The sequence below is a fragment of the Mesorhizobium sp. PL10 genome (assembly GCF_053714315.1).
Genome location: NZ_JBSKBR010000007.1, coordinates 1 through 14,865, shown reverse-complemented (window position 1 = coordinate 14,865; position 14,865 = coordinate 1). Strand labels below are relative to the sequence as shown.

Genomic DNA, 14,865 nt, shown 5'->3' with positions numbered 1-14,865 from the left:
CATGAAAACGGCAGCGCCGGATTGCGCTGCCGAAGGTGTTTGTCGTCGATCTCAGCTGCCGTAAACGTCGAACGAGAAATATTTGTCGTTGATTTCCTTGTACTTGCCGTTGGCGCGCAGCGCGTCGATCGCGGCGTTGAACTTGTCGGCCAGTTCCTTGTTGCCCTTCTGCAGTGCGATGCCGACGCCGGGGCCGTGAATGGCAGGGTCGGCGGTCATCGTGCCGAGCAATTTGCAGCAGGCGCCGTCGGGCTTCTTCAGCCACTCGGTCAGGATGATCGAGCCGTCCATCATCGCATCGAGGCGGCCATTGGCCATGTCGGTGCGGGCGTCGTCGCCGGTCGGATAGGCCTTGACGGTCGAGCCTGAATATTTCTGCTCGGCGAAATTCTGGTGGATGGTGGCGCTCTGCACGCCCAGCACCTTGCCTTTGAGATCGTCCGGCGAGGTCCCGGCAATGGTCGAATCCTTCGGGACGGCGATGGCCGGTGGCGTCTGGTAGTATTTGTGCGTGAACTCGACCTTCTCGGCCCGTTCCGGCGTGATGGTGATGTTGATGATGGCGTCGAACTTGCCGGCCTGCAGCGCCGGAATGGAACCATCGAAATCCTGCACGGAGAATTCGCACTCGGCCTTCATCTCGGCGCACAGCGCCTTGCCGAGATCGATGTCGAAACCGCCCAGCGTGCCATCCGAATTGGCATAGTTGAAAGGCGGATAGGCGCCCTCGGTGCCGATCCTGAGTTTCTCGGCAGAGGCAGCACCGGTGGCAAGCAGCAGGGCGGCGGAAGCGGCAAGCACGAAACGACCGAAAAGACGCATTGTTTTGTTCCCCGTTGACAACAGAAGTCTACGGCCTTTGCAGGGCGCGGCGGAGACGGAAACGACATGGTCGGCGGCGATCACGGCGCGGCAATGCCAAGACTGCCTGACTGTGATCTAAATTACATATCGCTGATGTGCTCCGGCGGATATCTGCAGGCAGACGGCATTTCATCCGTGGCGGCCATGGGAGGACCTCGATGGACCAGCAGGAATTCGTGCAGGAAGCCGCGCAGCGGCGCATCGATGAAGACATCGCCAAGCGCATCAAGGCCCACCAGGCCAATATCGAGCGGCTCGAAACCGCAAGGGAAAGTGCAGGCAATCTCGAAGCGGCCGTCGCCAACCGCCCGCTGGTCATGCTGGCGCAGGGGGATTCCTGGTTCGACTATCCGCTGACCGGCAACGGATTTCCGTTTGTCGACACCGATGTGATCGCGCAGCTGCGCCGGATTGGCCCGATGCCGCCGACCATCCTCAACCTTGCCCATCATGGCGATGCCGCGACCGACGAGATGTCATTGCCCAAGCAGCAGCGGATGATCTCGGCGCTGCGCAACAAGGCGAACTGGCTGGACGGCAAGCCCGACGCGATCCTGTTTTCGGCCGGCGGCAATGACATTGCCGGCGACCAGTTCTGCATCTTCCTCGACTTCAATGACGGCCATGCCGCCGGACTGAACAAGGACCGTTTCACCAAGGCGCTCGGCATGGTCGAGGCCTGCTATCTCGATTTGTTTGCGTTGCGTGATCGCGTCGCGCCTGGTGTGCCGATCTTCGGCCATTGCTATGATTTTCCCATCCCGAACGGCGCGCATCCGTCCTGTGTCGGTCCATGGCTGAAACCGTCGCTCGATTTCTGCAACTGGTCGGTCGCCAAAGGCACGGTCATCGTTCACGACACGCTGGCGGCGTTCCGCGATGTCGTGAAGCGCCTGGCCGGCGAGCCGCGCAACAATTTCCATCTGGTCGATACGCAGGGAACGCTGAAGCCGGCCGACTGGGCCAACGAGCTTCACCCCGATCCCGCCGGTTTCAAGAAGATCGCGCAGAAATTCGCCGATGCGCTGAAGGCGACGTTGCAGACTTGACGACGGTGCCTAACTCGGGACCGTTGGCGTATCAGACTCCGAACAAGTGTTTGGCTTGCTCTTCTGTATAATAGCCAAGTCGGACATCTTCGGCGACCAGTTTCGGGTCGCGCCCACGCGGATCGCCATAGCCGCCGCCGCCCGGCGTGCCGACGCGTACGCGGTCGCCGGCCTTGAGCGCGATGTCCTGCTCCTTGGACAGATGCGGCGGCACATGCTCTTCGCCGCCGCGGAACACGGTCACCGTGTTGGGGGCGCCGTCCTTGCCGCCCAGCGCGCCCTGCGGGCCGAAACGGCCATGGTCCATGACGAAGGACGCACGCGCCTCGCCGCGCAATATCTCGACCTCATAGGCGAGGCCGAAACCGCCGCGCTGCTTGCCGGCTCCGCCCGAGCCTTCGCGCAAGGCGTAGTGGCGGTAGAGCACGGGAAACGCCTGCTCCATGATCTCGACCGGCGGCGATTTCGAAATGCCGATGGTCGAGCAGCCATTGGTCAGCCCGTCATGGCCTGAATTGCCACCATAGCCGCCGCCGGAAATCTGGTACATCACATAGTCGCGCCCGCGTGCCGGGTCGTTGCCGCCGAGTGCGAAATTGCCACTCGAGCCGGCCGGAGCCGCGGTCACCTTGTCCGGCAGCGCCTGCACCATCGCCGCGAACACCGCTTCCGCGATGCGCTGCGAGACTTCAGCCGCACAGCCGGAAACCGGGCGTGGGTATTTCGCATCGAGGAAGGTGCCCTCCGGCCGTTTGACGATCAGCGGCTCGAAGGCGCCGGCGCTGATCGGCACGTCAGGGAAGATATGGCGCATGGCGAGATAGACCGACGACAATGTCGTCGCCAGCACGCTGTTCATCGGCCCTGCGCAGGGCTTCGATGAGCCGGCGAAATCGAAGGTCAGCGTGTCGCCCTTCTTCTCCAAGGCGAGCGCAATGGTCAGCGGCTCGTTGACCACGCCGTCCGAGTCCACAAAAGCCTTCGAGCTGTAGGTGCCGTCGGGGATGGCTGAGATGTTGGCGCGCATCTGTTCCGCCGCGCGGCGGCGCAGTTCGGCGATCGCCTCGACAACAGTTTCGTCGCCGTAACGATCCTGGATTCCATTGAGCCGATCCTGGCCGATCAGCAGCGCCGCGGCCTGCGCCCGGATATCGCCGATGCGCTGGTCTGCAACGCGGATGTTGGAGCAGATGATGGCGTAAATCTCGGGATCGAGAACGCCCTTCTTGAACAGCTTGACCGGCGGCAGCCGCAGCCCTTCCTGTTCGACGGCAGTGGCCGATGCTGAAAAACCGCCTGGCACCGAGCCGCCAATATCGGGCCAGTGGCCGGTATTCGATAGCCAGCAAAATATCTTTCCGCCGCGATAGACGGGCATGGCGAAGCGCACATCCATCAGATGGGTGCCGCCGAGATACGGATCGTTGACGATGTAGATGTCGCCCGGCTCCGGCGCCAGGCAGCGGCCGTCGGCGATCATCTCGATCACCGTCTTGGTCGAATATTGCATGACGCCGACGAACACCGGCAGACCCTGGCTGCCTTGCGCAATCAGCGATCCATCGACCGCGGAATAGATGCCGTCGGAACGGTCATTGGCTTCGGCGATGACCGGCGAGAACGCGGCACGCGAGAACGTCAAATCCATCTCGTCGCAAACCTGCTGCAGAGCCGCCTGCAGCACCGAAAGCGTGATGGCGTCGAGCTTTTGCATCTCAGGCCTCGCCGATGTCGATGATGATGTTGCCGTCGGCATCCGAGCGCGCGCGGTCGCCGGGTTCGAGCACGGTGGTGGCGTCCATCTGTTCGAGAATCGCCGGCCCCTCGATGACGGCATCGAGCGGCAGTTTTTCGCGCGCATAGACCGGCGTGTCGTGCCAGCGTCCGGCGTACCAGACCGGCCTGATCTCGCGCCGCGCCTCGTCCAGCGTCTTCGCGCGCCCGGCCGGGTCGATCAGGCGCGAAAGGTCGATTGCCGGGCGTACGCCGGTCACCGAAGTGTTGAGATTGACCAGATTGGCGCGGATTTCCGGCAATTCGACCTTGAAGCGGGCGAAATAAGCCTTTTCGAAAAGCGCCTGCAGCTCATCCCGCGTCACCGACGAAGACGGCAGCGGCACGTTGATGATGTGGGTCTGGCCGACAAACTGCATGTCGGCGGAATGGGTGACGCGGATCGTTTCCGGCCTCACCGCTTCTTTGCCGATCAGCTCCTCACCTTCCCCACGGTGGCGTTCCAGCACCTCGCGAAGCCTGGCTTCATCGAGCACGGCGACCGGCTGGTTTACGGTGTTGACGAAGTCATGGCGCAGATCGGCGACGACGCAGCCGAGCGCGTTGGTGATGCCCGGACGCGCCGGCACAAGCACCCGGGGCAGGCCGAGTTCACGCGCCAGCGCGGAGGCGTGCAACGGGCCGGCGCCGCCAAAGGCAAACAGCGCGAAATCGCGCGGATCGTGGCCACGCGACACCGAGACCATGCGGATGGCGCCGGCCATCTTCATGTTGCCGAGCCGCAGGATTGCGCCCGCCGCCTCGACGCCGGACAAGCCGGTGGCCTTGCCTATTCTGTCCTCGAAAATGCCGGTGACGCGCTCGACGGTGACCGGATTTTCGACCGCCAGCAGCTTCTTCGGCGCCAGCCGTCCGAGCACCAGATTGGCGTCGGTGATGGTCGGCTCCAGGCCACCGCGGCCGTAGCAGATCGGGCCGGGATTGGCGCCGGCACTTTCCGGGCCGATCTGGATCAGGCCGGCCGCATCGACGCGGGCGATCGAGCCGCCGCCGGCGCCGACCGTGTGCACCGCCACCATCGGCACATGGATCGGCATGGCATATTCGATCTCGATCTCGTTGGAGACAGCAGGCTCCGCATTGCGGATCAGCGCCACGTCGGTCGAAGTGCCGCCCATGTCGTAGGTGACGAGGTTTTCGAAGCCGGCGCGCTTTCCCGTATAGGCGGCGGCGATGACGCCGGAGGCGGGGCCCGACATTACCGTCTTGGCCGATTCGCGGGTGACGAAGCGGGCCGAGATCATGCCGCCATTGCCGTTCATGATCAGGAAGTCGCGGGCGTAACCTTTGGCGGCCAATTCCGTGCGCAGTCGCTCGACATAACGCTCGAGGATCGGCTGTACCGAGGCGTTGACCGCGGCGGTGACGCCGCGCTCGAATTCGCGCGCTTCCGACAGCAGCGCATGGCCGGTGGTGATGTAGCTGTTCGGCCAGGATTCGGCGGCGATTTCGGCGGCCCGCCGCTCATGCCTGGGATTGGCATAGGAATGCAGGAAATGGATAACCAGCGATTCACACCCGGCTGCGATCAGCGTCTTCACGGCGTCGCGCATTTCGGCTTCGTCGAGTGGCGTACGCACCGCGCCCGATGCCTCGACGCGCTCCGACACTTCGAGCCGCAGATCGCGCGGAATTACGGGGGTGAAGGTGCCCGTCATGCCGTATGGCTGCGGCCGGGTGCGGCGTCCCAGCTCGATCACGTCGCGAAAACCGCGCGTGGTGATCATGCCGGTTTTCGCCAGCCGGCGTTCCAGCACCGCATTGGTGGTGGTGGTCGTGCCATGCACGATGAGGTCGATGCCGTCGATGCCGAAGCCGGTGGCGCCGAGTGCTGAAACCACGCCGAAAGCCTGGTTGTCGACCGTGGTCGGCGTCTTGGCGATATGCACTCGCCCACCGTCCTTGCCGTCGATCAAAATGAGGTCGGTGAAGGTTCCGCCGACATCGATGCCTGCAACGACGTCGCCCAGAGAATCCAGCTGCTGCACCGAAAAATTCTCTTTCATTGTCGAAACCCGAAATGCCAAGACTACGAATATGCCGCAGTTTGGAAAGCTGTTTTACCGTGCTATCTTGACGCAAATATCGTTTGTATACTAATAAATTCCGGACACAAGAGCTTACCGCTTTGGAGTGTACGTAGGGCACGCCGGGACCTGAACGGTCCGGGCGCGCAGGAGAGAGTTTGGCGCTCACGCTTCCGAGCAGGGCCAGAAGGTTGGATTTGATGAACACAACAACCGCGTTCAACACCGCCGGCGCCCGTCCGCTGGAATTTCCGATTCCGGCCAATGTCTATACCGAAACCGTCGTTTCGGTGAGGCACTACACCGACCGCCTGTTCTCGTTCCGCATCACCCGGCCGCAGTCGCTGCGCTTCCGCTCCGGCGAGTTCGTCATGATCGGCCTGCCCAATGCCGAAAAGCCTGTATACCGCGCCTACTCGGTGGCAAGCCCGGCCTGGGACGAAGAGCTGGAGTTCTTCTCGATCAAGGTGCCGGACGGTCCGCTGACCTCGCATTTGCAGAAGATCCAGGTCGGCGACACCGTCATCATGCGCCAGAAGTCGACCGGCACGCTGGTCGTCGACGCGCTGACCCCGGCAAAGCGCCTGTTCATGATCTCGACCGGCACCGGCATTGCGCCCTTCGCCAGCCTGCTGCGCGACCCCGACACTTATGAAAAGTTCGATCAGCTGATCCTCACCCACACCTGCCGCGACAATGCCGAACTGACCTATGGCCAGGAGCTGGTTGCGGCGCTGGAAAGCGACCCGCTGATCGGCGAACTGACCGGCGGTCGCGTCACCCTGTACAATTCGACGACCCGCGAAGAATCGGCGCGCATGGGCCGCATCACGGCGCTGATCGGCTCCGGCAAGTTCTACGCCGACCTTGGCATCGAGAAGCTCAATCCAGAAACCGACCGCATCATGATCTGCGGCTCGATGCACATGCTGAAGGACGTCAAGGAACTGGCTGAAAGCCTCGGCTTCCACGAAGGTTCGCTCAGCCATCCCTCGACCTTCGTCGTCGAGCGCGCTTTCGTCGGCTGACATCAGCCGGCGCTTCGGCGCCTCCGCTGTCGGATTCGCGTTTTGACCATGTGGTCAAAATTCAGCTGCTTTCGTCGCCTTTTTCCGCTATGACCGCTTGAAGGACTCGTGAAGCATCGATTCACGGGCTATCTTCGGCGTGTGTCGCCCAAACCGCCCTGCGGTTCGGGAGGAACGACACGGCGTAAAATCGTCGAGCGAAAGGGCAGGAGATGAGCAGCACAATCCGCGAAGCCGATCTCGGCGCGTCCAAGGTCACGCCGTTGCCGGCGCGGGCGGCAGCCAACACCCCTGTCCCACAGTCGCACGGCATTGCCCGCAACACCGGCATGCGGCTCGATCTGGGCTTCATGGAATCGGTGCGCTCAGTCAACCGCTCGGCGCTGGAGCGCCGCGTCGCCAGCCTGACCAAGCGCCGCTCGATCAAGGCCGACAACCAGGCCGCCTGGCTGCTGCGCGCCGTCTCCTGCATGGATTTGACGACGCTGAATTCCAACGACACCGAAGAGCGCGTGCGCCGGCTCTGCGCCAAGGCGATCAACCCGTTCCGCCGCGACATTGTCGAAGGCCTCGGCATTGAAGGCGAGAAGATCCGTCCGGCGGCTGTCTGCGTCTATCATCCCTTTGTCGCTACGGCTGTTGACGCCGTGCGCGGCACCGGCATCCATGTCGCCGCCGTCTCCACCGCCTTCCCGCATGGCCTCGCGCCGCTGTCGACGCGCCTGCAGGAGATCGAGGCATCGGTTCGCGACGGCGCCGACGAGATCGACGTGGTCATCCCGCGCGGCCTGGTCTTCGGCGCCAAATGGCAGGAGCTCTACAACGAGATCGTCTCGATGCGCGAAGCCTGCGGCGATGCGCATTTGAAGGTCATCCTCGGCACCGGCGATCTCGCCACGCTGCGCAATGTCATGCTGGCATCGATGGTGGCGATGATGGCGGGCGCCGACTTCATCAAGACCTCGACCGGCAAGGAGAGCGTCAACGCCACGCTGCCCGTTGGGCTGGCCATGGTGCGCGCCATCAGGGCCTATTTCGAGGAGACCGGCTTTCTCATCGGCTTCAAGCCGGCCGGCGGCATTTCCACCGCCAAGGCTTCGCTCGACTGGCTGGTGCTGATGAAGGAGGAGCTCGGACGGCCGTGGCTGGAGCCGGACCTGTTCCGCATCGGCGCCTCCAGCCTGCTCACCGACATAGAGCGCCAGCTTGAGCATCATCTGACGGGGCACTATTCGGCCAATCATCGCCACGCGATGGCGTAAAACCCCCACCCCGATCGGCTTTGCCGATCGACCCTCCCCACAAGGGGGAGGGTGAAGGAGGCACCACATGAACATCCTTGAACGCTATCACGCCATGGAATACGGCCCGGCGCCGGAAGCCCGCAACGAGGCCGATGCCTGGCTCGCCGCGCGCGACTTCGGCAAGGCGCTGTTCATCGACGGTGCCTGGAAGGCCGCTGCGGGCGGCAAGACCTTTGACACCAGCGAGCCGTCATCCGGCAAGCTGCTGGCCAAGGTGTCGGATGCCGGCGCCGCTGATATCGACGCGGCCGTTGCCGCAGCGACCAAGGCGCTGCCGAAATGGTCGGCGTCCTCTGGCTACCAGCGCGCCAAAGTGCTCTACGCCATCGGCCGCGCCATGCAGCGGCATCAGCGCCTGTTCGCGGTGCTTGAGACAATCGACAACGGCAAGCCGATCCGCGAAAGCCGCGACATCGACGTGCCGCTGGCCATCCGCCATTTCATCCATCATGCCGGCTGGGCGCAGGCGCTGGACAAGGATTTCCCCGGCCACAAGGGTGTCGGTGTCGTCGGCCAGATCATCCCGTGGAATTTTCCGCTCTTGATGCTGGCCTGGAAGATTGCGCCGGCGCTTGCCGCCGGCTGCACTGTGGTGCTGAAGCCGGCCGAGTTCACGCCGCTCACCGCTATCCTTTTCGCCGAAATCTGCGAGCGTGCCGGCGTGCCCAAAGGCGTCGTCAACATCGTCCAGGGCGGGCCTGAAGCGGGCGCGGCGATCGTCAACCATCCCGGCATCCAGAAGATCGCCTTCACCGGCTCCTCCGAGGTCGGCAAGATCATTCGGAAAGCCACGGCTGGATCGGGCAAGAAACTGTCACTGGAACTCGGCGGCAAGTCGGCCTTCATCGTCTTCGAGGACGCCGATCTCGACAGCGCCGTGGAAGGCCTCGTCGACGGCATCTGGTTCAACCAGGGCCAGGTCTGCTGCGCCGGGTCGCGGCTACTGGTGCAGGAAGGCATCGCCGATGCCTTGATCGCCAAGGTCAAGGTCAGGATGAGCCGGCTGCGCGTAGGCAGCCCGCTGGACAAGAACACTGATATCGGCCCGCTGGTCGACGCCACCCAGCTCGACCGGGTCGAAGGCTTGGTCGCCGAAGGCGCAAAACAGGGCGCCGTCTGCTGGCAGCCGGATGCCGTGCTGCCCTCCTCCGGCTATTTCCATCTGCCGACGCTCGCCACCGGCGTTTCGCCGGCTAATATCCTGGCGCAGGAGGAAGTGTTCGGCCCGGTTCTGGCGACCATGACCTTCCGCAACACCGAGGAAGCGATCGAGCTCGCCAACAACACGCGCTATGGTCTCGCCGCCTCGGTGTGGAGCGAGAACATCAACCTTGCGCTGCATGTCGCGCCGCAGCTGAAGGCCGGCGTCGTCTGGGTCAACGGCACCAACATGTTCGACGCCGCCTGCGGCTTCGGCGGCTACCGCGAAAGCGGCTTTGGCCGTGAAGGCGGGCGTGAGGGCATGTTCGAATATCTCACGGCAAAGCTGCCGCTTGGCCCGGTGATCAAGCCAGCGGCGGCGTCTTCGGCACAGCCTATCGAGCAATCGGATGGCGGCGCCATCGATCGCACGGCAAAGCTGTTCATCGGCGGCAAGCAGGTGCGGCCCGATGGCAATTATTCGCTTGCCGTCGCCACCGCCAAGGGCAAGCTCGCCGGCGAAGTCGGGCTGGGCAGCCGCAAGGACATCCGCGATGCCGTTGCGGCGGCGCGCGCCTGCAAGGCCTGGCCGGAGGCGACCGCCTACAACCGCTCCCAGGTGCTCTATTACCTGGCTGAAAATCTGTCCGGCCGAGCCAATGAGTTCGCCGCCCGGCTTGCCGAACTCACCGGCGCCCACGCCAAGGCCGCGCGGGAAGAAGTGGAACAGTCCATAGAGCGCCTCTTCCTCTATGCCGGCCTCGCCGACAAGTTGGAGGGCAGGGTGCATCAGCCGCCCGCCCGCGCCGTCACGCTCGCTCTGCACGAGCCGGTCGGTGTCGTCGGCATCGTCGCACCCGACAGCGCGCCGCTGCTCGGCCTGATCTCGCTGGTGGCGCCCGCACTCGCCATGGGCAACACCGTGGTCGCAGTGCCGTCGGAAAAGTACCCGCTGCTCGCCACCGATCTCTATCAGGTGATCGAATATTCCGACGTTCCGGCCGGCGCCATCAACATCGTCACTGGCCGCACGGCGGAACTTGCCGGCGTGCTGGCCAAGCACGACGATGTCGACGGGCTCTGGGTTTTCGCCGACGCCGACACCTGCGCTAAGGCGGAAGCCGACTCCATCGGCAATCTCAAGCGGGTCTGGACGGGCAATGGCCGCAGCCTCGACTGGACGTCCGATGAGGCCGCCGGCGATGCCTTGCTGCGCCGCGCCATCGAGGTCAAGAACGTCTGGGTGCCTTACGGCGACTAATAGGCGCTGAGGCGCTTCGTGCCTCAACAAAACAGGGCAGCGTAACTCATTGTCCTGTTGTCATACATGTTGTTGCGCCAGAGCAAGCGATATCCATTACATGGCGGTCACGAAGGTGATCACGTTCGGGGCTTGACGCCCGGGCAAGTGTTCTTTAACCAGAAAAAACATTTATATTCGTGGACCGATGGATAGCGCAGGCCGCATAGTCGCGCCTGTCTGGCACAGGACGCCCCGGTCAGCCTTCCGTAAATCCGGTTGACCAAGAGGCGAGGAGAAAAGCATGGCGGATCTGGCGGGCAAGGTCGTTGTCGTCACGGCGGCGGCGCAAGGCATCGGCAAGGCGAGCGCGCTGGCCTTCGCCAAGGCAGGCGCCATCGTCCATGCCACCGACATCAACGAGGCGCTGCTGGCCGAACTCGCCAGGTCATCCGGGATCAAGACACGCAAGCTCGACGTTCTCAATGATGATGCCGTGACATCGGGCTTCGCCGAAATCGGCCGCGTCGACGTGCTGTTCAACTGCGCCGGCTTCGTTCATTCAGGCTCGATCCTGGAGATGAAGGACGCCGACCTCGATTTCGCCTTCAACCTCAATGTCCGCGCCATGATCCGCACCATTCGCGCCGTGCTGCCCGGAATGCTCGAGCGCGGCGACGGCTCGATCATCAACATGTCTTCGGTTGCCGGCGCCGGCAAGGGCGTTCCCAACCGCTTCGCCTATGGCGTCACCAAGGCGGCCGTGATCGGACTCACCAAGGCAATCGCCGCCGACTATGTGGCCAAGGGGATTCGCTGCAACGCCATCTGCCCCGGCACTGTCGAAAGCCCGTCGCTGCAGGACCGTATGCATGCGCAGGGCGACTATGACGCGGCGCGGGCCGCCTTCATCGCCCGCCAGCCAATGGGCCGTCTCGGCACGCCCGAGGAAATCGCCGACCTTGCCGTCTATCTCGCCGGCGCCACCTACACGTCGGGGCAGGCCTACAATATCGACGGCGGCTGGTCGATCTGAGCAATAGTCACGATCCGCGGTATCGAGCAGTCCTAAAGTGCGGCTTGCCCTAGGTCGGATCCGATGGCCAGAGTCCGCCCCAGTTCCTCGTCGCTTTGGCAAGAATGAGTTTGAAAACGGCCCTGGGCCGCAATTTGGAGAGCAAGATGAAACTGCTGCGCTATGGCGAGATAGGCAATGAACACCCCGGTCTGCTCGATGCGGATGGAACGATCCGCGATCTTTCAGGTCATGTCTCCGACATTGCCGGCAAGGCGCTCGATCCGGCGTCGCTCGAGACATTGTCGAAGCTCGATCCGAAGTCGCTGCCGGCGGTGTCGGGCAAGCCACGGCTCGGCGCCTGCGTTGCCGGCACCGGCAAGTTCATCTGCATCGGGCTGAACTATTCCGACCACGCCGCCGAGACCGGCGCCACCGTGCCGCCGGAGCCGATCATTTTCATGAAGGCCAGCTCGGCCATCGTCGGCCCGGATGACGACGTGCTGATCCCGCGCGGCTCGGAAAAGACCGACTGGGAGGTCGAGCTCGCCGTGATCATCGGCAGAAAAGCAAAATATGTCAGCGAGGCCGAGGCGCTGGACTATGTCGCCGGCTATGCCGTCGCCCATGACGTGTCCGAGCGCGCCTTCCAGGCCGAGCGCCAGGGCCAGTGGACCAAGGGCAAGTCCTGCGACACATTCGGCCCGACCGGCCCGTGGCTGGTCACCAAGGATGAAGTGGCCGACCCGCAGAACCTGAAAATGTGGCTGACCGTCAACGGCAAGACCATGCAGAACGGCTCGACCAAGACCATGGTCTACGGCGTTGCCTATCTCGTCTCCTATCTCAGCCAGTTCATGTCGCTGCACCCCGGCGACATTATCTCCACCGGCACGCCGCCCGGCGTCGGCCTCGGCATGAAGCCGCCGGCATTTTTGAAGGCGGGCGACGTGGTGGAACTGGGCATCGAAGGGCTAGGTCAGCAGAAACAGACCTTCAAGGCAGACGTGTAACAGCGTCATCTCTCAGGAGATGCATTAACCAATCGGCCGGGCCGTCATCGCTAATGACTGCCCGGCCGTATTTGCTTGAACAACGGCTATTGGTTGTTAGGGCCAGCCGAGAGCCGGCGCGACGTGCTTCAGGATCGCCTCGATGACATGGGCGTTATATTCCACGCCCAGCTGGTTGGGGACGGTTAGAAGCAGCGTGTCGGCCTCGGCGATCGCTTCGTCCTCTTTCAACTGGTCGACCAGCACATCCGGTTCGGCGGCGTAGGTACGTCCGAAAACGGCCCGCTTCTCGGGCTCGATATAACCGAAATGGTCCTCTGAGGCGTTGCCGCCGAAATAGGCGCGGTCGCGGTCATCGACCAGCGCGAAGATGCTACGGCTGACCGACACGCGCGGCTCGCGCGCGTGCCCGGCTTCCTTCCACGCCGCGCGGAAGGCGCGGATCTGTTCGGCCTGCTGGATGTGAAGCGGCTGCCCGCTCTCGTCGAACTTCAGCGTCGAGCTCTGCAGGTTCATGCCGAGCTTGGCCGCCCATACGGCGGTGGCGTTGGTGGCGGCGCCCCACCAGATGCGGTCACGCAGACCGTCCGAGAACGGTTCGAGGCGCAGCATTCCGGGCGGATTGGGAAACATCGGCCGCGGATTGGGCTGCGCAAAGCCTTCGCCACGCAGCACGTTCAGGAACACTTCGGCATGGCTGCGCGCCATATCCGCGTCGCTCTGGCCTTCCTGCGGCACGTAGCCGAAGTAGCGCCAGCCGTCGATCACCTGCTCAGGCGAGCCGCGGCTGATGCCGAGCTGCAGCCGGCCGCCAGCGATCAGGTCGGCAGCACCGGCATCCTCGGCCATATACAGCGGATTCTCGTAACGCATGTCGATGACGGCGGTGCCGATCTCGATGCGGCTGGTGCGGGCGCCGACCGCGGCCAGAAGCGGATAGGGCGAAGCGAGCTGGCGGGCAAAGTGATGCACCCGGAAATAGGCGCCGTCCGCGCCCAACTCCTCGGCCGCCACCGCCAGGTCGATCGACTGCAAAAGCGCATCGGCGGCCGAGCGCGTCTGCGACTGCGATGAGGGCGACCAATGGCCGAAGGAAAGAAAACCGATCTTTTTCATGCGCGCATCCTGTTCTTGCAGGTCCCTACTTCGTCGCCCGTGCGATCGGGTTCAATCGAATCTCACGCAACGCAGTGTCAATGGCGCCGACCCTTGACGGTTTCGCGATGATACCCAACGGCATGCAGGGCGCCAGGATTGGTGTAGCTGCCAGTCGGCATGCTGGTGACGACTTGAATACCGTTCAAGCACACTCCCAAACTGGCCATGGCTCCTCTCTTCGCTGGGCGGTTGGGCCTAGGCCAGCATCTGCCGCTTCGCGTCTTTTGGCGCAAATGAACCAATCAAACACGCTCTGCCGCAAACTCCATTCGCTTCATCGCCCGGTTTTGAAATCTTCTCGCTCATTTAATTCTACAAAATCGGTAGGCTTAATGCGGATAGCAAGTTGTGCGAGAAGGAGCCTCGGATGTCAAAAAAGCTGGTGGTGGGTTTGTCTGGCAACCTGACCCGTCCGTCCAAGACCAAGGCGTTCGTCAGCCACATCGCCGGTGAGGTGGCGAGCCGTGCCGGCGCGGCTTCTGTTGTTTTCGACATCGACGACCTCGGCCCGTCCTTTCCGCCCGCAAGACAGTTTGGCGACCTCGATCCGTTGGCGCGCAGCATCGTCGAGCAGCTGCTCGACGCCGATGTGCTGGTGGTCGGCACGCCGACCTTCAAGGGCAGCTATACCGGGCTGTTCAAGCACTTCTTCGACCTGCTCGACCCGACATCGTTGCGCGGCAAGCCGGTCATCCTCGCAGCGACCGGCGGCGGCGAGCGGCATTCGCTTGTCGTCGAACACCAGCTGCGGCCGCTGTTCGGCTTCTTCGAGGCGCAGACCTTGCCGACCGCGATCTACGCCTCGGACAAGGATTTCGCCAATGGCGTGCTGGTGTCCGAAGCCGTCCAGGCGCGAGCCCGGCAGGCAGTGGCCGAGGCATGCCGGGTTGCCGGCGTGCCCTACAGGGTCGACCTGGCCGCCTGATCCGGAACGCGACATCCCCTTTCCCGCACAGACCAGAGGACGCCTGCACATGACCAGAGCCAGCAAATCCCAGGGCAAGCCGCGGCAGATCAAGCTCGGCGCCTTCCTGCCCGGCGGCGGACAGCATATCGCCGCCTGGCGCCATCCCGATGCGCCGGCCGACGGTGCCACCAATTTCGAGTTCCACAAGCAACTGGCGCTGACCGCCGAGCGCGGCCTGTTCGACGCCTACTTCCTGGCTGACAACCTGACCGTCGGCCTCGGCGCCCGCGAAGGCGGCAATGCCAAGATCGCCGGCTTCGAGCCGG

At 63.6% G+C, this 14,865-nt stretch carries 11 protein-coding genes and 1 pseudogene; 8 read left to right on the top strand and 4 right to left on the bottom strand.

The genetic code is table 11. The features are described 5' to 3' along the window. Positions 1-51: 51 nt before the first annotated feature. Positions 52-822: an ABC transporter substrate-binding protein gene (locus tag ACWGTO_RS13005; RefSeq protein WP_454575238.1), complete on the bottom strand. Its 771-nt coding sequence runs from the start codon at positions 820-822 to the stop codon at positions 52-54. Between the two features lie 200 nt (positions 823-1,022). Between ACWGTO_RS13005 and ACWGTO_RS13000 the strand changes: the two genes are divergently transcribed. Further along, entirely contained in the window at positions 1,023-1,913 is an 891-nt protein-coding gene (locus tag ACWGTO_RS13000; protein WP_454575237.1) for an SGNH/GDSL hydrolase family protein, read from the top strand. Between the two features lie 31 nt (positions 1,914-1,944). On the opposite strand, the gene ACWGTO_RS12995 is transcribed toward ACWGTO_RS13000, so the two are convergent. Both ACWGTO_RS12995 and ACWGTO_RS12990 read right to left on the bottom strand, forming a co-directional pair. Continuing rightward, positions 1,945-3,627, bottom strand: a complete 1,683-nt coding sequence (locus ACWGTO_RS12995) for a hydantoinase B/oxoprolinase family protein (RefSeq protein ID WP_454575236.1) — start codon at positions 3,625-3,627, stop codon at positions 1,945-1,947. A 1-nt stretch (position 3,628) separates the two neighbouring features. Then, complete coding sequence (locus ACWGTO_RS12990) at positions 3,629-5,713, bottom strand: hydantoinase/oxoprolinase family protein (RefSeq protein WP_454575235.1); 2,085 nt, start codon at positions 5,711-5,713, stop codon at positions 3,629-3,631. A 221-nt stretch (positions 5,714-5,934) separates the two neighbouring features. Between ACWGTO_RS12990 and ACWGTO_RS12985 the strand changes: the two genes are divergently transcribed. The 5 genes from ACWGTO_RS12985 to ACWGTO_RS12965 all read left to right on the top strand — a co-directional run bounded on the left by ACWGTO_RS12985 (position 5,935) and on the right by ACWGTO_RS12965 (position 12,474). Beyond that, on the top strand, positions 5,935-6,762 hold the full coding sequence (locus tag ACWGTO_RS12985; RefSeq protein WP_454575234.1) for a ferredoxin--NADP reductase: 828 nt from the start codon (positions 5,935-5,937) through the stop codon (positions 6,760-6,762). A gap of 212 nt (positions 6,763-6,974) precedes the next feature. Then, on the top strand, positions 6,975-8,024 hold the full coding sequence (deoC, locus tag ACWGTO_RS12980; protein WP_454575233.1) for a deoxyribose-phosphate aldolase: 1,050 nt from the start codon (positions 6,975-6,977) through the stop codon (positions 8,022-8,024). A 67-nt stretch (positions 8,025-8,091) separates the two neighbouring features. Then, the gene (locus ACWGTO_RS12975; RefSeq protein WP_454575232.1) at positions 8,092-10,467 is read left to right on the top strand and encodes an aldehyde dehydrogenase family protein; all 2,376 of its coding nucleotides are present in this window, start codon (positions 8,092-8,094) and stop codon (positions 10,465-10,467) included. 283 nt (positions 10,468-10,750) lie between these two features. Further along, a complete protein-coding gene (locus tag ACWGTO_RS12970; RefSeq protein WP_454575231.1) occupies positions 10,751-11,482 on the top strand; it encodes an SDR family oxidoreductase in 732 nt (243 codons plus the stop codon). Between the two features lie 146 nt (positions 11,483-11,628). Then, on the top strand, positions 11,629-12,474 hold the full coding sequence (locus ACWGTO_RS12965) for a fumarylacetoacetate hydrolase family protein (RefSeq protein ID WP_454575230.1): 846 nt from the start codon (positions 11,629-11,631) through the stop codon (positions 12,472-12,474). Positions 12,475-12,570: 96 nt separating this feature from the next. Here the strand turns inward: ACWGTO_RS12965 and ACWGTO_RS12960 are convergent, their stop codons facing one another. Further along, entirely contained in the window at positions 12,571-13,590 is a 1,020-nt protein-coding gene (locus ACWGTO_RS12960; protein ID WP_454575229.1) for an LLM class flavin-dependent oxidoreductase, read from the bottom strand. A 409-nt stretch (positions 13,591-13,999) separates the two neighbouring features. Here ACWGTO_RS12960 and msuE point away from each other — a divergent pair, with 409 nt between their 5' ends. Both msuE and ACWGTO_RS12950 read left to right on the top strand, forming a co-directional pair. After that, entirely contained in the window at positions 14,000-14,557 is a 558-nt protein-coding gene (gene msuE, locus ACWGTO_RS12955; protein ID WP_454575228.1) for an FMN reductase, read from the top strand. A 49-nt stretch (positions 14,558-14,606) separates the two neighbouring features. Beyond that, a pseudogene (locus ACWGTO_RS12950) lies at positions 14,607-14,865 on the top strand (nitrilotriacetate monooxygenase); the annotation flags it as partial.

Bases quoted from the DNA above. Each gene is read 5' to 3' on its own strand.
- ACWGTO_RS12990 (WP_454575235.1), bottom strand. From the start codon at position 5,713: ATGAAAGAGAATTTTTCGGTGCAGCAGCTGGATTCTCTGGGCGACGTC.
- ACWGTO_RS12965 (WP_454575230.1), top strand. From the start codon at position 11,629: ATGAAACTGCTGCGCTATGGCGAGATAGGCAATGAACACCCCGGTCTG.
- deoC (WP_454575233.1), top strand. From the start codon at position 6,975: ATGAGCAGCACAATCCGCGAAGCCGATCTCGGCGCGTCCAAGGTCACG.
- ACWGTO_RS13000 (WP_454575237.1), top strand. From the start codon at position 1,023: ATGGACCAGCAGGAATTCGTGCAGGAAGCCGCGCAGCGGCGCATCGAT.
- msuE (WP_454575228.1), top strand. From the start codon at position 14,000: ATGTCAAAAAAGCTGGTGGTGGGTTTGTCTGGCAACCTGACCCGTCCG.
- ACWGTO_RS13005 (WP_454575238.1), bottom strand. From the start codon at position 822: ATGCGTCTTTTCGGTCGTTTCGTGCTTGCCGCTTCCGCCGCCCTGCTG.
- ACWGTO_RS12960 (WP_454575229.1), bottom strand. From the start codon at position 13,590: ATGAAAAAGATCGGTTTTCTTTCCTTCGGCCATTGGTCGCCCTCATCG.
- ACWGTO_RS12970 (WP_454575231.1), top strand. From the start codon at position 10,751: ATGGCGGATCTGGCGGGCAAGGTCGTTGTCGTCACGGCGGCGGCGCAA.
- ACWGTO_RS12995 (WP_454575236.1), bottom strand. From the start codon at position 3,627: ATGCAAAAGCTCGACGCCATCACGCTTTCGGTGCTGCAGGCGGCTCTG.
- ACWGTO_RS12985 (WP_454575234.1), top strand. From the start codon at position 5,935: ATGAACACAACAACCGCGTTCAACACCGCCGGCGCCCGTCCGCTGGAA.
- ACWGTO_RS12975 (WP_454575232.1), top strand. From the start codon at position 8,092: ATGAACATCCTTGAACGCTATCACGCCATGGAATACGGCCCGGCGCCG.